Below are 17,748 nucleotides of genomic sequence, written 5' to 3'. Positions count from 1 at the left end.
CCACCTGACGGAGCCTGCATGATCCCCGAGCCGGCCACCGGAGCGCCCGAACGCCCGGCGCGTCCGACCCGTGGGCGTCGCCGCGCCTTCGGGCGCCTGCGCGCCCTCCCTCTTCGCTGGCGCCTGCTCGGCGTCGCGCTCGGCCTCATCCTCGTCGCGCTGTCGATCGTCACGCTCGTCGTGAGCGCCCTGCTGCGCCAGTACCTCATCGGGCAGTCCGACCAGGAGCTCTCGGTCTACGCCGACAGCATCGCCCGCTACCAGGCCCAGGACCTCGTCCAGGGCAAGCCCGTCCTGCCGAGCGGGTTCACGCTGCGGATCATGCCGGTGGGCTCTTCCGAGACGATCAACCTCAACGAGGCGGCCACCGAGCCCGGCGACTCCCCGGCCCTGCCGCACCTCGGCCCCGAGGACCCGTACGTCGAGACCGGGGCGTCCTTCCAGGTGGCCTCGACAGGGGGCGGCAGCAGCTGGCTGGCGATGGCCCGGCCGACCGCCGACGACAAGGCGGCCTTCATCGTCGCGCTGCCGCTGCGCGGCCTGGAGAGCACCGTGCAGCAGTTCATCTGGTACGCCGTGGCGATCGGCGTCATCGTGCTGCTCGTCTGTGCCGCGCTCGGCTGGTACCTCGTCGGCCGCACCTTCCGGCCACTGACCCGCATCGAGGACACCGCCGCCCAGATCGCTGGCGGCGACCTCACCCGACGCGTCGCCGTGCCCGACACCGAGGACGAGGTGGCCTCCCTGTCGCGCTCGCTCAACGCGATGCTCGGGCGCATCGAGCAGAGCTTCGCCGTCCGCGAGGCCAACGAGGCCAAGATGCGGCGGTTCATCGCGGACGCCTCGCACGAGCTGCGCACCCCGCTCGCCGCGGTCGGTGGGTACGCGGAGCTCTACCGCCAGGGCGCCCTGCCCACCGCCGAGGCCGTGACCGGCGCCATGGGTCGGATCGAGAGCGAGAGCGGGCGCATGAGCGGCCTCGTCGAGGACCTGCTCACCCTCGCCCGGCTCGACGGCGAGCGCCCGCTCGAGATCCAGACCGTCGACCTCGCCGTCCTCGCCGCCGACGCCGCCCAGGACGCCCGCACCATCGCTCCCGACCGGCACGTCATCGCCACCGGCATCCACGGCCCGATCGGCCCGACCGAGCTCGAGGCCGACGAGCGACAGCTGCGCCAGGTGGTCACCAACCTCGTGACGAACGCCCGGATCCACACGCCGCCCGGGACGCCTGTCGAGATCCTCGTAGGACGCGTCGACCCGGCCCACGTCGCCCTCCATGTGCGCGACCACGGGCCCGGCATCCCGGCCGAGGCACGGGCCAACGTCTTCGAGCGGTTCTACCGCGCCGACACCTCCCGCAGCCGCGGCAAGGGCGGCGGCAACGGCCTCGGCCTCGCCATCGTCGAGGCCATCGTCGAGGCGCACCGCGGATCGGTCCGCGTCGACGAGACCCCCGGCGGCGGTGCGACATTCGTCGTCGAGCTGCCGGTCCACGCGGTCCGGCACGATCGCACAGCCGATTCCTAGGAAGGCCACAACGGCGTCAAAAGCTCCCCCGGTGTCATGGATACAAGGCAACCAGACGAGGAGGAGCCATGACCCTGGCACCTGACAACACCCAGCGGATCCCGCAAGGCGGCGACTACTACAGCCAGTCCGCGCCGCCGCCCCCGCCCGCGTTCGGGCAGGGCCAGCAGACGCCTCCGCCGCCCCCGCCGCGCAAGGACCGCCGGGTCGGCCAGACGGCCGTCACCGCCCTCCTCGCCGCGGTTCTCGCGAGCGGCGGCACGTACGCGGTGATGCAGCTGAACGGCCAGGACACGGCGACGCCGACGACGTCCTCCTCCGCGAGCACGACGCAGGGCTCCACCCAGGGTTCCTCGCCCACCGTCATCCAGGGCAACGCCTCGAGCCCCGACTGGACCGCAGTGGCCAAGGCCGCCTCCCCGAGCGTCGTCAGCATCGACGTGACGACGCAGCAGGGTGAGGCCGCCGGCTCCGGCGTCATCTTCGACAAGGCCGGCCACATCCTCACGAACAACCACGTCGTGGGCGACGCGTCGGGCGGGCAGGGCCAGATCACCGTGACCCTCTCCGACGGGCGCACCTACGGCGCGACGATCGTGGGCACCGACCCCTCGACGGACCTCGCCGTCATCAAGCTCAGCTCGGTCCCGAGCGACATCACCCCGATCACCCTCGGCGACTCCGAGGCGCTCAAGGTCGGCGACCCGGTCATGGCCGTGGGCAACCCGCTAGGCCTGTCCGGGACCGTCACCACCGGCATCGTGTCGGCGCTCAACCGCCCGGTCAGCACCAGCACCGCGGACCAGAACCAGAACCAGTCGCCGTTCGGCCAGCAGCAGCAGGGCAGCACCGGCAACGAGGTCGTCACCAACGCGATCCAGACCTCCGCGGCGATCAACCCCGGCAACTCCGGTGGCGCCCTCGTCAACTCCAAGGGCGAGCTCGTCGGCATCAACAGCTCCATCGCGTCGCTGAGCCAGGGCTCCTCCGGCCAGAGCGGCAACATCGGCATCGGCTTCGCCATACCGGTCAAGGAGGCCAAGGCCATCGCCGAGCAGCTCATCAAGAGCGGCAAGGCCGAGCACGCCTTCCTCGGTGTCACGCTGCGCGACACGACCGTCACCGACGGCTCGGCCAAGCGCGCCGGCGCCCAGGTCGCCTCGGTCCAGAGCGGGACGCCGGCGGCCAACGCCGGCCTGAAGAACGGCGACGTCGTCATCGCCGCCGACGGCCAGCGCATCGACTCGGCCACGGCGCTCGTCGCCCAGATCCGCGAGATGACGGCCGGCGACAAGACGACCCTGACGGTCATCCGCGGCGGCCAGCGGCAGGACGTCCCGGTGACCCTGGCCGTCAAGCCCGGCGCCACGGGCTGACATCGACGCGGCGGTGGCCCGATGCTCCCCGGGCCGCCGCCGACACAGCTCCGACCGCGCCGCGCTCCGAACCCTGACCGGAGCCGGCGCGGGCGGACCATGCTCCCGGGGTGGGAGTGACGGGGTGGCACCCAAGCGCGGTGGGTGCCACCCCTGTTGCGTGCCCGAGCGACGATTCGGGGGGCGCCCGGCCCGACGCGTACCCTTGCGCGGTGAGTGAGACCGAGAACGAGCTGGACCCCGCCGCCGTCGTGCGCCTCGACCCCGAGGACGTCGCCACGGCCGTGCGGGTCCTTGGCCTCGCCCCCTCGCTCGACATCGACGACCCCGACTTCGAGACCCTCAAGCGCGCCGCGTCGCTGATGTACAAGCGGCTCAAGAAGGACCGCCGCAACGCGAAGACGTGGGCCGAGCGCAAGGCCGACCGGCAGGTCATCGAGTCGACGGCCACCGGCTCGCCGATGCGGATCGACGACGAGACCAAGGGAATTCCCTTGGTGTCCAACGCCACCGGCGCCTACGCGGGTGAGCTGGTCAACCCCCGCGGCTGCTACATCTGCAAGCGCGACTACACGCTCGTCGACGCGTTCTACCACTGGCTCTGCCCCGAGTGCGCGGCCTTCAGCCACGCCAAGCGCGACCAGCGCACCGACCTCTCCGGCAAGCGCGCCCTGCTCACGGGCGGCCGGGCCAAGATCGGCATGTACATCGCGCTGCGGCTGCTGCGCGACGGCGCGCACACGACGATCACGACGCGCTTCCCCAAGGACGCGATGCGCCGGTTCTCCTCGATGGAGGACTCCGGCGACTGGATCCACCGGCTCAAGATCGTCGGCATCGACCTGCGCGACCCGACCCAGGTCGTCGCCCTCGCCGACGAGGTGTCCTCGGCCGGTCCGCTCGACATCCTCGTCAACAACGCGGCCCAGACGGTGCGCCGCTCCCCCGGCGCGTACAGCAACCTCGTCGAGCTCGAGGGTGCTCCGCTGCCCGACGGCGCGGCGCTGCCGGAGATGGTGACCTTCGACCGGATCAGCGAGGCGCACCCGGCCTCGATCGCCGGCGCGCTCCGGGGCCACGCCGTCGCCCACCACGACGGCGAGTCGGTCGAGCACGCGCTCGCCGCCCAGACGGCCGCGTCGATGACCGCCCTGGCGCTCACGGCCGGCCACGCGAGCCTCGAGGCGCACCGCGCCGGCACCGCCGTCGACGCCGGCGGCCTGCTGCCCGACCTCCAGCGCAACAACTCGTGGACGCAAAAGGTCGAGGAGGTCGACCCGCTCGAGCTTCTCGAGGTGCAGCTGTGCAACTCGACCGCGCCGTTCATCCTCGTCTCGCGGCTGCGCCCGGCGATGCGCGCGGCGGTCGCGGCCGGGGCCCGACGCGCCTACGTCGTCAACGTGTCGGCGATGGAGGGCCAGTTCTCCCGCCGGTACAAGGGGCCGGGCCACCCGCACACGAACATGGCCAAGGCAGCCCTCAACATGATGACCCGCACGAGCGCCGGCGAGATGTTCGAGACCGACCGCATCCTCATGACGGCAGTCGACACCGGCTGGATCACCGACGAGCGGCCGCACGACGAGAAGCTGCGCATCGCCGCCGAGGGCTGGCACGCGCCCCTCGACCTCGTCGACGGTGCGGCACGCGTCTATGACCCGATCGTGCGCGGCGAGGCCGGCGAGGACCTCTACGGCTGCTTCGTCAAGGACTACGAGTCCAGCCCCTGGTGACGGTCTCAGGCGTAGCCTCGCGAGCATGATCACCGCCGTGCACAACCTCGTGTACTCCGACGACGCCGCCGCGACCCGCGCCTTCTTCCGTGACGTCCTGCAGTGGGGGTACGTCACCGATGCCGGCACGAGCCCCGACGCCACCGGCGCCGACGCGTGGCTCATCTTCGGGACCGGCCCGAGCGAGCTCGGCGTCCACCCGACCCGAGGCCCCGAGGGGTCGGACTGGAGCGCGCCACGGCACCACGCCATCTCCCTCATGTGCGACGACCTCGCGGCGACGATGGCCGACCTCGCCTCTCGCGGGGCGCAGTTCACGACCGAGCCGGCCGACCACCGCTACGGCCTCGTCGTCATGATGGCCGTGCCGGGCGCCGACGACATCCAGCTGTACGAGCCGCGCCACACCACGGCCTACGACCGCTGAGCCCACCAGGAGCCTTCGAGCGCTCAACCGTTCGATCCGGTCAGGTGAGGGGCTTGGCGTACCAGACCTCGGCGTACGGGTCGTCGACGGTGAAGCAGGGCACCTCGTCGTAGCCGTGCCGGGCGTAGAGAGCGCGGGCCTCGACGAGGTCCAGACGCGTGTCGAGACGGATCGTCGTCGCGCCGAGCGCCCGCGCCGCGTCCTCGGCGGCCGCGAGCAGCCGTGGGGCCAGGCCGGTTCCGCGCCCCTCGGGCCGCACGAACATCCGCTTCAGCTCGCTCACCCGCCCCTCCCCCACGCCGGTCGGCGCGGGGTCCACGAGCCGCACGCCGACGCAGCCGCCGAGGTGACCTGACGCGTCTCGGGCCACGACGAAAGCACCCGTCGGCGCAGCGAGGTCGTCGCAGGGCATCCCCTGCCACGCCTCCTCGATCTCCTCGGGGGTCGACCGGCGCCCCTCGTGCAGGAGGAACCACCGGTCGGCGACGTCGACGAGGTAGTCGCGCAGGATCTCGAGCGAGACGTCGGCGCCGACGTCGGCCAGCTCGACCGACCAGCCGACGTGCGGCCCGACGTGCGGCTCGGCGAGGTTCACGCGAGGTTCACGCGAGGTTCACGCGACGACGCCGAAGGTGATCCGTGACTCGAGGGCCTCACGCAGCTCGGCGTCGGCGTCGACGAGTGAGCGTCGCACCGCCGGCGTCAGGTCGTGGCGTCCGAGGGCGTCCGCGCTGAGGCGGGCGGTGTCCTCGGCGAAGACCTTCGGGAAGGCGACGAGCACGACCCGCGACAAGGCGTCCTCGCCGACCCATCCCGACATCGCCGGCACGTCGGAGAAGTACCGCGGCACGTAGTCGGTGACGAGGGCGTCGTCGGGCGCCATCCAGAACCCGCGAGCCAGGTGCACCATCTCGTAGTTGGAGCGACCGCGCCGCCCGGTCAGCTGGTCCCAGGCCCAGGCCTTGTCGTCGGCCGCCGGCAGCGACGCCCGGCACATGAGCGCGTTGAGCGCGCCCTGGAGCGTGTCGTCCTTGGCCCGGAACGCCTCGACGCCAGGGACGTCGAGCAGCCCTCGAGAGGCGAGGTTGCGCACGACGATCCAGCGGAAGTCGCCGTCGTCGGACAGGCCCTCGGGCAGCTGGCTGCCGTCAGCCCAGGCACGCAGCAGCGACTCGTCCTCGCTCGTGCCGGCGAGCAGCCGGGCGGCGGCCAGCGACTCGGTCGACCCGGCCGGGGCCCGGTCCAGCAGGGAGGCCGCGGCCGCGGCGAGTCGCGCCACCGCGGCGGCCTGGGCCGGGCGCGGCACGAAGAACGGCACGATGCGGTGCTCGGCGTAGGCCGCCATCCGGGTCAGGATCGAGGAGTTGGTCTCGTGCGGCCACGCGGCGTCGAAGACGTCGAGGAAGGCGTCGGGGGCGACTGACGCGCCGTGCACGCCGTCGACGAGGGCCGACCAGACGACCGCACGGGCCTGGGGGTCGGGCACCTGGGCCAGCTGCTCCGGCAGGGCCGCAACCGTTGCGTCGGACAGGAGCACGCGCGCCCACGTGAGGTCGGACGCGTTGGGCACGAGCACGGCGGGGACGGCGGCGCCGACGAGCGCGTCGAGCGGCGTCCGGTCGGTGGTGACCGTGGTCGAGACGCGGCCGACCTCGCGACCGTCGGTCCAGCCCGCGACGTCGAAGGCGTGCGGCCGGTCGGCCGGGTGCGCGGAGGGGGCCTGTCGGGCAACCGAGGCGCTCTGCACGACACCGCCCTGCTCGTCGACCTCCACGGAGATGGTGTCGCGGTCGGCGGTGAGCAGCCAGCCCTTCGACCATGCGGTGAGATCCTTGCCGCTCGCCCGCTCGATGGCGCCGAGGAAGTCGGAGAGGGTGCCGTTGCCGTACGACGTGTCGGTCAGGTAGGTGCGCACGCCCGCGATGAAGGCGTCGTCGCCGACGTAGGCGATGAGCTGGCGCAGCGCGGCGGCGCCCTTCGCGTAGGAGATGCCGTCGAAGTTCTGCAGGGCGCTCTGGGCGTCGAGGGCCTCGACGCCGGCCACGGGGTGGGTCGACGGCGAGCGCTCGGCCCCGTAGCCCCACACCTTGCGCACGATCGAGGAGTCGACCCAGGCGTCGGTGTACTCGGTGGCGTCGACGAGGCAGCGGTGGGACATGTACTCGGCGAACGACTCGTTGAGCCAGAGGTCGTCCCACCACTTCATCGTCACGAGGTCGCCGAACCACATGTGCGACATCTCGTGGCTGACGGTGTTGGCGCGCGTCAGCAGCTCGTCGCGCGTCGCAGCCCCGCGGTAGAGGTACTGGTCGCGGAAGGTGACGCAGCCCGGGTTCTCCATCGCACCCGCGTTGAACTCGGGCACGAAGACCTGGTGGTACTCCCCGAACGGGTACCGGATGCCGAAGAGGCCGTGGAAGTAGTCGAAGGAGCGACGCGTGACGTCGAGGATCTCCGGGGCGTGGCGCTCGAGCGGCTCCTTGAGGGAGGCTCGGGCGTGCACGCCGAGCGGGATGCCGTCGTGCTCGGCCAGGACGGACACGTACGGCCCGGCGCAGACCGTCACGAAGTAGGTGGCGAGGGGCCGCGTCGTGGCCAGCACCCAGGTGCCCGGCTCGACCTGCTCGGCGGCGCCGTTGCCGATGACGACCCACTCGCGCGGGGCGCGGACCGTGAGGTCGTAGGGCGCCTTGAGGTCTGGCTGGTCGAAGCAGGCGTAGACGCTCGGGGCGGCGTCGAGGAAGAGGTGGCCGTAGACGTAGTCGAGCCCGTCGGCCGGGTCGGTGGCCCGGTGCAGGCCCTGGCCGTCGTGGCTGTACTCCATCGTCGCGACGACGACGAGCTCATTGTCGGCGGCGAGCCCCGGGAGCTCGAGCCGGCCGTCGACGACCGCTGCCGGGTCCAGCGCCGCACCGTTGAGGGTCGCGGACTCGACCGAGCGCGCCTTGACGTCGACCCACGAGCTCTCGCCGGGCGCCCCCGCGGTGAAGCGCACCGTCGAGCGGGAGCCGAACGCGTCGGGCCCCTGGTCGAGGTCGAGGTCGACCGTGTAGGAGGTGACGGTGAGCAGCGAGGATCGCTCGCGGGCTTCGGCCAGGGTGAGACTGCGCATGGGAGCGAGCCTGCCAGATGGGGCGGCCCGCCGTCGCCGGGATACCCCGTCAGTGCTGGAGCGGGCCGCCCGCCATCTGCTCGAGGCGCGCGATGCGGCGGTCCATCGGCGGGTGGGTGGAGAGGAACCGGGTGACGTCCTGGGCCCGGAACGGGTTGGCGATCATCATGTGGCTCGCGTTGACGATGTCCTGCTGCGGGGGCAGCGGAGCGCGGGCGACGCCGGTCTCGAGCTTGCGCAGGGCCGAGGCGAGGGCGAGCGGGTCGCCGGTCAGCGCGGCGCCGTCCTCGTCGGCGTCGAACTCGCGGGTGCGGCTGATGGCCATCTGGATGAGGACGGCGGCGAGCGGGGCGAGCAGGCTCATGACGAGCAGCGCGAACGGGTTGGGCCGGTCGTCGTCGTTGCCGCCGCCGCCGAACATGCTCGTGAACATCAGCATCTGGCCGATGGAGGTGATGACACCGGCGACCGCCGCCGCGACCGAGCTGGTGAGGATGTCGCGGTTGTACACGTGCATGAGCTCGTGGCCGAGGACGCCGCGCAGCTCGCGCTCGTCGAGCAGCTGCAGGATGCCCTCGGTGCAGCAGACCGCGGCGTTCTTGGGGTTGCGGCCCGTGGCGAAGGCGTTGGGCGCCTGGGTCGGGGAGATGTACAGGCGCGGCATCGGCTTGCCCGCTCGCGTCGAGAGCTCGCGGACGATGCGGTACATCGCCGGGGCCTGCGCCTCGGACACCGGGTAGGCGTGCATGGCGCGGATGGCCAGCTTGTCGGAGTTCCAGTAGCCGTAGAACGTCGTCGCGACGCCGATGAGCGCGAAGACCCAGATGTAGCGGCCGCCGGCGACGAAGGCGCCGATCCCGAGCAACAGGGCCCAGATGCCGCCGAAGAGGGCGGCGGTCTTGAGCCCGTTGAAGTGGTTGTGCATGTCGGGTCAACGCGCGGAGCACGGGCGCGGTTCCCCCGGCTGGGCGTTCGCTGGGAGCCGGGAGTGACGGACACCACAGCAGATGACCATTCAACTACTACATGTCGTACTACGCGTCGTAGTAGTTTCGCAGTGTCAGGAACCGACCCGGGGACACCACCCCGATCCTCACACCAGGAGGCGCAATCATGCGCAAGACGCTCGACAGGCTCATCTCGTGGACCGGCCTCATCGTGGCCGTCGTCCTGCTCGTCGCCGGAGGCTTGATGACCTACGCGAGCACCTTCATCGGCGACCAGGTCCAGCAGCAGCTGGTCCAGCAGGACATCACGATGCCGGCCGCGGCCGCGATCGCGAAGATGGCTCCGGCCGACAAGGCCGCCCTCGAGCCGTGGGCCGACGGCCAGACCAAGATGACGACCGGTGAGCAGGCCAAGGCCTTCGCCGACCACTACATCCTCGTCCACATGAACGCCGCGTCGGACAACCGGACCTACGAGCAGGTGTCGGGCGAGTTCATGGCCCTGACCAAGGATGCCAACGCCGACCAGGCGAAGGTCGCCGAGCTCGGCCAGCTGCGCCAGACCCTCTTCATGGGCAACACCCTGCGTGGCCTGCTTCTCAACGCCTACGCCTTCGGCACCATGGGCACCGTCGCCGGTATCGCCGCCATCGTGGCCTTCGTGGGCGCCGGCCTGATCCTCGTGCTCAGCATCCTCGGTCTGCGGCACGCCAAGCGCGCCACCGACACCGTGACCCGGGCCCCGGCCGCTCGCGGCGAGGCCCTCGCCCTCAGCTGAGGACCGGCCGCACCGAACCCGACCCCGCCGCTTCGAGGAGCGGCGGGGTCGATCGCGCTCCGGCCTCCCGGCCACTCTCCCCGCTCCCCTCACCACCTGCTCCCACAGCGGGAGCAGCGCGTGAGGGAGCGACCCCCACCGCCCGGCACACCGCACCCCCTCACAGCCTCACCACCTGCTCCCACAGCGGGAGCAGGTGGTGAGTGAGCGGTGGGATCGCCCTTGTGCACAACCCCCTCGGGTGGACGCGAGGTGGCGCTCGGGCTGGGGACGAGGCCGGCGCCCGCGACCGCGGGTGCGCGAGGGTGGTCTCGCCACGATTCCTGGAGGGCCGATGACCGACGACGGGCCGGACGTCCCTGGCTACGTGCGACGCGTCCGTCGACTCGCCGACCTGAGCCAACGAGAGCTCGCGGCACAGCTGGGCCTCTCGCGGGCGCAGGTCGGGCGGATGGAGACGGGCGAGCGGGACGTCAGCGTCGGGACGATGTCGAGGATCCTGCTCCTGGCGGGGCTGCGACTCCAGGTCGTCGACGCGTCCGGCGGCGAGGTGCCGCCCGTGCCACGGGACGTGCTCCGCGACCATGCGGAGCGACACTTCCCGAGCCATCTCGACGTCGCCGGCCCGGCGGGCATGCCAGCGCACCGGGGCGCCAACCCACGCAAGGGCCGGCCTGACGCCAGGGGCTGGTTCACGCTGCGGGACCGCCGAGCCGAGGCCCGCGATCGATCAGGCACCCAGGTCGACCATCCGACGCCCGCCGGGATGCGTCGGGCGCGGATCGAGGGTCTCGCCCGCCGCCGGGCCGAGTGGCTCGAACGACACGGTCCCGAACCGGAGCCCGTGTGCGAGTGCCTCGATGCCTGCTTCGAGGAGCTTTGCCTCCCGACGTGCCCGTGCCAGTGCGAACCCGATCGGCGGCGCCAGACGCGTGGCCGAGCGTTGCCGGACGCAGGAGACGCGTGACGCGCTCGCCCTGGTCGCGGCGGCGACCGTGGACGGCCGCTGGTCAGCCGAGAAGGCGCAGCAGGACGTCCGGCTGGACGCTGACGACGACGAGCACCGCGGCGGCGAGCACGAGTCCGGCGACCGCGACGCGGCCACCGCGCCGTCGGGGGGCGCTCGCCGGTGTGGTCGGCGTGTCCGGGGACGACACGACCGGACGCAGCCAGCGCAGGTACACGGCCACCCCGAGCACGGCGTTGGCCGCCGCGATGCCGGCCAGCCACACCCAGCCCTCCGCGACGACGGGGCGCAGGGCGACCACCTTGCCGACGAGGCCGATGATGCCCGGCGGGAGGCCGGCGAGCGAGGTCAGGGCGAGGGCGAGGGCGCCGGCACGCCACGGGCTCCGGCGCCACAGGCCCTCGTAGCCGGCGAGGGTGCGACCGTCGGCCGGGCGCTCGCGGACGGTGACGGCCACGACGGCGAAGGCGACGAGCGTGGCGACGACGTAGGTGAGCAGGTAGGTCGCGCTCGCCCCGACACCGAGCGCCGAGATGCTGACCAGCGGCAGCACGACCCACCCGGCCTGCGCGACGGTCGACCACGCGAGCAGGCGCACGACGTCGTCCTGGCGCAGGGCCAGGACGTTGCCGACGGTCATGCTCAGCGCGGCGAGCAGGGCGATCGACAGCAGCGCCGGCGTGCCGAGCACCGACACGGCTCGCAGGACCACGAGGAGCGCAGCGAGGGCGGCGATCTTCGAGACCGTCGCGAGGAAGGTCGCGATCGGCAGCGGGGCACCGGCGTACGCAGTCGGCGTCCACGCGTGGAAGGGCACGAGCGACAGCTTGAACCCGACGCCGGCCAGCACGAGCACCGTCGCGAGCGACACGACGCCCGCCGAGACCGACGGGAAGACGACCGACGTCGGGGCGCCCGAGGCGGCCTCGAACGCCCCGCTCGTCGACAGGGCGGCGTCCGGCGTCAGGAACGGGCTGCCCGTCGCCGCGTACCAGAGGGCGACGCCGAGCGTCAGCAGCGCGAACGACACGAGCGACATGACGAGCAGCTGGGTGGCGCCCGCGACGGCCGAGCGTCGACCGGAGAGCGCCACGAGGACGACGACCGGCAGCGTCGCCAGCTCGAGCGCGACGAGCCACGTGCCGACGTCGCGGCTCGCGGCCACGACGACCGTCGCGGCGAGGGCCGCGAGCAGCAGCACGACCTGGACCGGCTCGGACGTCGGGCCGTGCGCACGGCGGCGCAGCGGGCGCGGCCAGGCGAGCGCCACGCACACCAGGGCGGCCACCCCGGCGACGAGCTGGAGCGCGCCGGTGAGGGCGTCGGCCTCCCAGAAGCACGACGCGGGCAGGCCCTGGACGGTCGGCAGGGCCGAGCCGGCCGGCGTCGCGAGGCACAGCGTGGATCGGATGTCGCCGGCCGCGAGACCGGGCACGGCGGCGACGGCGGTCCCGAGCGAGGCCGCCGCCGCGATCGCCCACGGGAGCCGCCGCAGGTTCGGCGCGACGAGGTCGGCGACGAGGACGAGCAGCGCCGCACCCAGCGGCACGAGCGCCGGCAGGAGGACCGCGAGGTCCAGGCTCAGCCCGTTCACGGCGCCACTCCTGTCCCGGTGATCAACCCGGAGGCGGCGGCATCGGACAGCGACAGCAGCAGGTGCGGCGCCACCCCCAGCACGACGATGACGACGACGAGCGCGAGCATGACGCCCCAGCGGACGCCACGGGTGTCGACGACGGCCTCGGCGGCCGGCCCGACGGCGGCCTCGCTGCCCTCCCCCGCCCACACGATGCGCGCGACGCGGAGCGAGTAGCCCGCCGCCAGCGCCAGACCGACCGCGCCGAGCAGGACGCAGACGCGCAGCAGGGTGACGGGCCGGCCCTCGGCCGGTGACCACGTGGCGTACAGGGCGAGGAACTCACCCCAGAAGCTGATGAGGCCGGGCAGCCCCAGGGCGCCGGCCAGCCCGACGACGAGCACGCCGCCGAGGCGAGGAGCCTTGTCGCGCAGCGCAGCCCGGGCCACCCGCAGATCGGCCGAGCCCCACCGCTCCTTGAGCTCGCCGACGACGAGGAACAGCAGCGCCGCCACGACGCCGTGCGCGATGTTCCCGAAGAGCGCTGCCTGCAGGCCGGTCTCGCTGCCCGAGGCGATCGCCAGCGCGACGAAGCCCATGTGCGCCACCGAGCTGTAGGCGATGAGGCGCTTGAGGTCGCGTTCGACGAGGCAGGCCAGGCCTCCCCAGAGGATGCCGACGACGCCGAGGACGGCGAGCAGCGGCGCGAGCGCGGCGATGCCGGCCGGAACCGTCGGCACGACGAGGCGCACGATCCCGTAGGTGCCCATCTTGAGCAGGACGGCCGCGAGGAGCACCGAGCCCGCCGTGGGGGCGATGGTGTGCGCGGACGGCAGCCAGGTGTGCAGCGGCCACAGCGGGACCTTGATGCCGAGGCCGAGCAGGAGGACCGCCGCGATGGCGATCTCGAGCGGCCGGGCCAGTCCCTCGCCGTGCCGGGCCGCGAGGACCGCGAGGTCGGACGTGCCCTGGTGGTGCACGAGGAAGAGGATCCCGACGAGCATGAGCGTCGAGCCGAGGACCGTGAACAGCACGAACCGGCCCGCGGCGTCGGCCCGCGCCTCGTCGGGCACGTGGTCGTCGCCGAACCGGCGGATCAGCACCCACATCGGCACGAGCACGACCTCGAAGGCGATGAAGAAGAGGATGGCGTCGCGGGCCAGGAACGTGCCGAGGGCGCCGGTCTCGACGAGGAGGATGCAGCCGAGGAACGTCGAGCCCGTGCCGCCCTTGGGGATCGGGCCGGACAGCGCGTGGGCGACGACCCCGACGGTGAGCAGGGCCGTGAGGAGCACGAGCGCGGCCGAGACCCCGTCGACCCCGAAGTGCCAGCGCACCCCGAGCGAGCGGATCCACGGCGCGTCGACCTCGGCCCGGGTGGCCACGACGACGACGGCGAGGACGGCCGTGACGACGGACGCCCCGAGGGCGATCCGGCGCTCGGCCCGGGACTCGCCGGGGATGGCGACGAGGGCGATGGCCGCGAGCAGCGGCACGAGGAGCATCACGGTCAGCGCCATGCGGCCACCCCCAGGACGGCGACGGCGACGGCGCCGACGAGCAGAGCGACGAGGGCGGCAGACGGCACGCCGCGATGCGCGCGGTCACCGAGACGCCCGAGCCCTCGCACGACCACGGCGGCGGCCCGCGGGTAGGCGTCGACGACATCGCGGTCGAGGGCCACGACGACGCGGGCGGTGGCGGTGACGGCTCGCCCGACCCCGACGTAGGCGGTGTCGATGCCGAAGCCGCGGACGGCCCGGTCGCGCAGGCCGGCCGGGACCCGCTCGGCGACGTCGACGCGACCGTTTCCGCTCAGCGACCAGACCGCGAACGCGGCCCCGACGACGAGGAGCACGGACAGCAGCGCGCTGAGCAGGCCCACGTGGATCCCCCCGCGCAGACCGGTGAGGAAGAGCGTGCCGACGACGCAGAGCGCCGCGAGGACCGAGACGACGAGGGCCGCGGACAGGGTGATCGGGGCGTGCCCGTGGGCATGGACGCGCTCGACCTCGGCGTCGTCGGCGCTGTCGGCGGCGGTCACGACGGCGACGTCCTCCTCCGCGAAGACCACCTCGTCCGCCTCGGGGCCGTCGAGGATCTCGTCGGCCTCCGGGGCCTCGACGACCTCCTCGGCCAGCGGGGTGTCGAGGAGCAGCCAGGCGCGGGTGCAGTAGGCCGCCGTGAGCACGACGGTGACGAAGAGCGCGACCACGACGATCGTGGCGCCGACCCCCTCCCCCTCGATGGCGGCGTCGATGACGGTGTCCTTGGTGAAGAAGCCGATGAGAGGCGGGACGCCCGCGAGCGAGGCGAGCCCGATGCCGGTGGCCCACCGCAGCGCCCCCGTGCGCCGGAGCCGGCCGCGGAGTGCCACGAGCGCGGTGGCGCCGGCGAGCACCGACAGCCAGCCGGCGGCGAGGAAGAGCAGCGCCTTGAAGAACGCGTGGCCGATGAGCTGGGACAGGCCCGCGCCCGGCCCGAGGTCGTGCGGCGCGGTGGCGAGCGCCGAGAGCATGATGGCGATCTGGCTCAGCGTCGAGTAGGCGAGCATCCGCTTGAGGTCGGTCTGGACGAAGGCGAGCAGCGCGGCATAAACCATCGTCACCGCCGTGAGGACCGCGAGGAACGTGCGGGCGCCGTCGTGCGAGGCATAGAGCGAGAAGAGCCGGGCGATGACGTACGTGCCGGCCGCGACCATCGTCGCCGCGTGGATCAGGGCCGACGCCGGGGTCGGGCCCTCCATGGCGTCGGGCAGCCAGTCGTGGAACGGGATCAGGCCCGACTTGCCGGCGACGCCGACGGCCACGCCGACGAGACCGATGGTCAGTGCCGTCGTGCTGCCGTCCGCGGAGATGACGGCGAGCAGGTCGGTGCTGCGGGCCCGCACGGCGAGCGCCACGATGCCGACGACCATGCCGATGTCGGCGACCCGGGTGACGAGGAACGCCTTGTAGGCGGCGCGGCGGGCGGCGGGCCGCTCGCTGTCGTGACCGATCAGCAGCCACGAGCACCAGCCCATGATCTCCCAGCCGACGAGGACGAGCACGAGGTCGGAGGCCTGGACGAGGAGCAGCATGCCAGCAGCGAAGAGCGAGACCGTGGCCACGAAGCGCCCGAAACGCGGGTCGTCTCGCAGGTACCAGACCGTGAACACCTGGATGCCGAGCACGACGAGGGCCACGACGAACGACACGAGCCCGGACACGCGGTCGGAGAGCAGGTGCAGCGGCACCGAGAGGTCACCGAGCGGCAGGCTGCCGAAGGTGTCGATGTCGGCGGTGCGCGACGGCGCGACCCACTGGACGAGCGCGAGCACGGTGACGAGCGTCGAGACGCCGACCGCGATCACGGCCGAGACGCGACGCTGCCGGTGCACGAGCAGGCCGCCGAGCGCCGCGAGCGCCGGCAGGACCACGATCAGACGCACGACCCAGCTCATGCGCGCACCTCCGGGCCGGCCGGCGCCGGCTCGGCGGGCACGTCACCCTCAGCCGACGGTCCGGGGGCACCGGACGCGTCGGGCTCACCAGACGCGTCGGGCCCACCGGACGCCACCGCGTCGTGGGGCTGCTCGGCGTCGTCGAGGTCGTCGGGGTCGGGGCCGTCGTCGAGGACGGGCACGCGCGTCAGGTCGACGTGGCCGGCGGTGCGGAAGAGCACGAGGACGATCGCGAGCGCGACGACGACCTCGGCCGCGGCGATGGTGATGACGAACAGCGTCAGCACCGCGCCGGCCGCGAGGGGCGAGCCCGACCGCGAACCTGCTGTGACGAGAAGGAGGTTCGCGGAGTTGAGGACGAGCTCCACACCGATGAGCACGAGCACCGCGTTGCGCCGGGCGAGGATGCCGAAGACGCCCGCTCCGGCGAGCACGGCGACGAGGAGCACGGGCAGCTCGAGGTGGATCACGACGCTGCTCCCGGGTCGGCCGCGCGGGCACGGGCGGCGTCGGCGGGGTCGACGGCCTCGACCGTGCCCCGGCGCAGCACGATGCGCGACACCGCGAAGGCGCCGATGAGTGCGACGAGCAGGAGCACCGAGAGCAGCTCGAAGGGCCACACCCACGTGCCGAAGATCGCCTGGGCGATGCGCGGCGTGGCCGACGGGGCGTCGTCGAGGGGGGCCGTGGCGCCCGAGAAGAGCGGCAGGAGCAGGCTGCCGAGCAGCGCGGCGGTCGCGGCCCCGAGGACCGCTCCGATCACGCGCTGCCACACCGGGGTGTCGATCTCGGCGTGCGGGCCGATCGGGGCCCGGGTCAGCATGAGCGCGAAGAGCACGAGCACGACGACGGCGCCGACGTAGACGAGCAGCTGGACGAGGCCGACGAGCTCCTGGCCGAGCACGAGGTAGCAGCCGGCGAGCGACCCGAGCGAGACGAGCAGCCACAGGGCCGCATGCACGACGTGGCGGGTCGTGACGGCGAGCAGCGCCGTGAGGCCCGTGATCGCACCGACGGCGACGAACACGATGTCGCGGGTCGTCACGCGTCGCCCTCCTCGTCGCGGGGTTCCGGCGTCGAGGGCGTGGAAGGCATGGAAGGCGTCGAGGTGGTGGGCAGCACCTGCGTCGCGTCGCCGTTGGCCGCCGGGGTCTCGGCCTCGGCCTCCCCTGCCGCCGGCAGCGGTCGCGTCGGCGTCGTGTCGCGTGCAGGACGGGCGGGGGCTTCGGCTGGAGTGTCGGCAGCGGTGTCGCGTGCGGGACGGACGCGGGTCGGGCGAGTCGGCGCCCCGGCGTCGGTACCCGCGCCGGCGGCGCCACGGGCACCCCGTGCGGGACGCGACGAGGCGGCGACCTCGGCCGGCTCGGCGCTGCCGGGGTCGAGCGCCGGCGGCGGCGGCACGGTGGCCATCCACGCGCCGAGACGACCCTTCTCGTGCAGCAGGTCGCGGATGTCGAGCTCGGCGTACTCGAACTCGGGGCTCCAGTGCAGGGCGTCGAACGGGCACGCCTCGATGCAGATGCCGCAGTACATGCACAGCGAGAAGTCGATGGCGAAGCGGTCGAGGACGTTGCGCTGGCGGGCCCGGCCGCCGGGCGTCGTCGGCGGCACCTCCTCCTTGTGGGAGTCGATGTAGATGCACCAGTCGGGGCACTCGCGCGCGCACAGCATGCACGACGTGCAGTTCTCCTCGGTGAGCGCGATGACCCCCCGGGTGCGCGGCGGCAGGGCCGGCGCGACGTCGGGGTACTCGACCGTGTGCGTCCGGCGCGTCATGGTCCGGGCCGTCTGCGCGAGTCCCTTGACGAGGCCGGGGACGATTCCCTCACCCACGACGCGTCACCTCCTCGGGTCGGATCG

General features: G+C 73.0%; 15 protein-coding genes. 6 read left to right on the top strand and 9 right to left on the bottom strand.

Annotation, left to right across the window (positions count from 1 at the left end; translation table 11 throughout):
- The first annotated feature begins 18 nt into the window (after positions 1 to 18).
- The 4 genes from RY076_RS11750 (at position 19) to RY076_RS11735 (ending at position 5,066) form a co-directional block, all read left to right on the top strand.
- Positions 19 to 1,530 carry a sensor histidine kinase gene (locus RY076_RS11750; protein WP_323098026.1) on the top strand — a complete coding sequence of 504 codons (1,512 nt, stop codon included), beginning with the start codon at positions 19 to 21 and terminating at the stop codon, positions 1,528 to 1,530.
- Between the two features lie 68 nt (positions 1,531 to 1,598).
- Complete coding sequence (locus tag RY076_RS11745) at positions 1,599 to 2,906, top strand: S1C family serine protease (protein WP_323098023.1); 1,308 nt, start codon at positions 1,599 to 1,601, stop codon at positions 2,904 to 2,906.
- A gap of 212 nt (positions 2,907 to 3,118) precedes the next feature.
- Complete coding sequence (locus RY076_RS11740) at positions 3,119 to 4,639, top strand: SDR family NAD(P)-dependent oxidoreductase (protein WP_323098021.1); 1,521 nt, start codon at positions 3,119 to 3,121, stop codon at positions 4,637 to 4,639.
- 25 nt (positions 4,640 to 4,664) lie between these two features.
- Complete coding sequence (locus RY076_RS11735; RefSeq protein ID WP_323098019.1) at positions 4,665 to 5,066, top strand: VOC family protein; 402 nt, start codon at positions 4,665 to 4,667, stop codon at positions 5,064 to 5,066.
- A 40-nt stretch (positions 5,067 to 5,106) separates the two neighbouring features.
- On the opposite strand, the gene RY076_RS11730 is transcribed toward RY076_RS11735, so the two are convergent.
- From RY076_RS11730 to htpX, 3 genes are read right to left on the bottom strand one after another with little or no spacing between them, the layout of a single operon-like run.
- On the bottom strand, positions 5,107 to 5,661 hold the full coding sequence (locus RY076_RS11730; protein ID WP_323098017.1) for a GNAT family N-acetyltransferase: 555 nt from the start codon (positions 5,659 to 5,661) through the stop codon (positions 5,107 to 5,109).
- A gap of 18 nt (positions 5,662 to 5,679) precedes the next feature.
- Positions 5,680 to 8,178 carry an aminopeptidase N gene (gene pepN / locus RY076_RS11725; protein ID WP_323098015.1) on the bottom strand — a complete coding sequence of 833 codons (2,499 nt, stop codon included), beginning with the start codon at positions 8,176 to 8,178 and terminating at the stop codon, positions 5,680 to 5,682.
- Between the two features lie 49 nt (positions 8,179 to 8,227).
- Positions 8,228 to 9,103, bottom strand: a complete 876-nt coding sequence (gene htpX, locus RY076_RS11720; RefSeq protein ID WP_323098013.1) for a zinc metalloprotease HtpX — start codon at positions 9,101 to 9,103, stop codon at positions 8,228 to 8,230.
- A 188-nt stretch (positions 9,104 to 9,291) separates the two neighbouring features.
- On the opposite strand from htpX, the gene RY076_RS11715 reads away from it, so the two are divergent.
- Positions 9,292 to 9,903, top strand: a complete 612-nt coding sequence (locus RY076_RS11715; protein WP_323098012.1) for a hypothetical protein — start codon at positions 9,292 to 9,294, stop codon at positions 9,901 to 9,903.
- A 334-nt stretch (positions 9,904 to 10,237) separates the two neighbouring features.
- Positions 10,238 to 10,870 carry a helix-turn-helix domain-containing protein gene (locus RY076_RS23655; protein ID WP_413785762.1) on the top strand — a complete coding sequence of 211 codons (633 nt, stop codon included), beginning with the start codon at positions 10,238 to 10,240 and terminating at the stop codon, positions 10,868 to 10,870.
- Positions 10,871 to 10,913: 43 nt separating this feature from the next.
- Here RY076_RS23655 and RY076_RS11710 read toward each other — a convergent pair whose 3' ends face one another.
- The 6 genes from RY076_RS11710 to RY076_RS11685 are packed head-to-tail and all read right to left on the bottom strand — an operon-like array spanning position 10,914 to position 17,721.
- The gene (locus RY076_RS11710) at positions 10,914 to 12,464 is read right to left on the bottom strand and encodes an NADH-quinone oxidoreductase subunit N (protein WP_323098010.1); all 1,551 of its coding nucleotides are present in this window, start codon (positions 12,462 to 12,464) and stop codon (positions 10,914 to 10,916) included.
- Positions 12,461 to 13,966 carry a complex I subunit 4 family protein gene (locus RY076_RS11705; RefSeq protein ID WP_323098007.1) on the bottom strand — a complete coding sequence of 502 codons (1,506 nt, stop codon included), beginning with the start codon at positions 13,964 to 13,966 and terminating at the stop codon, positions 12,461 to 12,463. The genes RY076_RS11710 and RY076_RS11705 overlap by 4 nt, the downstream gene beginning before the upstream one ends.
- Positions 13,957 to 15,888 (bottom strand): NADH-quinone oxidoreductase subunit 5 family protein, encoded by a 1,932-nt coding sequence (locus RY076_RS11700; RefSeq protein WP_323098005.1) that lies wholly within the window; start codon positions 15,886 to 15,888, stop codon positions 13,957 to 13,959. Before RY076_RS11700 ends, RY076_RS11705 begins: the two co-directional genes overlap by 10 nt.
- A complete protein-coding gene (gene nuoK, locus RY076_RS11695; RefSeq protein WP_323098003.1) occupies positions 15,885 to 16,358 on the bottom strand; it encodes an NADH-quinone oxidoreductase subunit NuoK in 474 nt (157 codons plus the stop codon). Before nuoK ends, RY076_RS11700 begins: the two co-directional genes overlap by 4 nt.
- A complete protein-coding gene (locus RY076_RS11690; RefSeq protein ID WP_323098001.1) occupies positions 16,355 to 16,933 on the bottom strand; it encodes an NADH-quinone oxidoreductase subunit J family protein in 579 nt (192 codons plus the stop codon). Before RY076_RS11690 ends, nuoK begins: the two co-directional genes overlap by 4 nt.
- Positions 16,930 to 17,721 carry a 4Fe-4S binding protein gene (locus tag RY076_RS11685; RefSeq protein ID WP_323097999.1) on the bottom strand — a complete coding sequence of 264 codons (792 nt, stop codon included), beginning with the start codon at positions 17,719 to 17,721 and terminating at the stop codon, positions 16,930 to 16,932. Before RY076_RS11685 ends, RY076_RS11690 begins: the two co-directional genes overlap by 4 nt.
- Between the last annotated feature and the right edge of the window lie 27 nt (positions 17,722 to 17,748).

The sequence above is a fragment of the Intrasporangium zincisolvens genome, assembly GCF_034724055.1.
Lineage (GTDB): Bacteria > Actinomycetota > Actinomycetes > Actinomycetales > Dermatophilaceae > Monashia > Monashia zincisolvens.
Note: the sequence above shows the minus strand (reverse complement) of the source record. Positions and strands in the feature narration are given on the sequence as shown.

Excerpts from the sequence above, each read along its gene's own strand:
- RY076_RS11750 (WP_323098026.1), top strand. The coding sequence starts at position 19 with ATGATCCCCGAGCCGGCCACCGGAGCGCCCGAACGCCCGGCGCGTCCG.
- RY076_RS11745 (WP_323098023.1), top strand. The coding sequence starts at position 1,599 with ATGACCCTGGCACCTGACAACACCCAGCGGATCCCGCAAGGCGGCGAC.
- RY076_RS11735 (WP_323098019.1), top strand. The coding sequence starts at position 4,665 with ATGATCACCGCCGTGCACAACCTCGTGTACTCCGACGACGCCGCCGCG.
- pepN (WP_323098015.1), bottom strand. The coding sequence starts at position 8,178 with ATGCGCAGTCTCACCCTGGCCGAAGCCCGCGAGCGATCCTCGCTGCTC.
- htpX (WP_323098013.1), bottom strand. The coding sequence starts at position 9,103 with ATGCACAACCACTTCAACGGGCTCAAGACCGCCGCCCTCTTCGGCGGC.
- RY076_RS11715 (WP_323098012.1), top strand. The coding sequence starts at position 9,292 with ATGCGCAAGACGCTCGACAGGCTCATCTCGTGGACCGGCCTCATCGTG.
- RY076_RS23655 (WP_413785762.1), top strand. The coding sequence starts at position 10,238 with ATGACCGACGACGGGCCGGACGTCCCTGGCTACGTGCGACGCGTCCGT.
- RY076_RS11705 (WP_323098007.1), bottom strand. The coding sequence starts at position 13,966 with ATGGCGCTGACCGTGATGCTCCTCGTGCCGCTGCTCGCGGCCATCGCC.
- RY076_RS11700 (WP_323098005.1), bottom strand. The coding sequence starts at position 15,888 with ATGAGCTGGGTCGTGCGTCTGATCGTGGTCCTGCCGGCGCTCGCGGCG.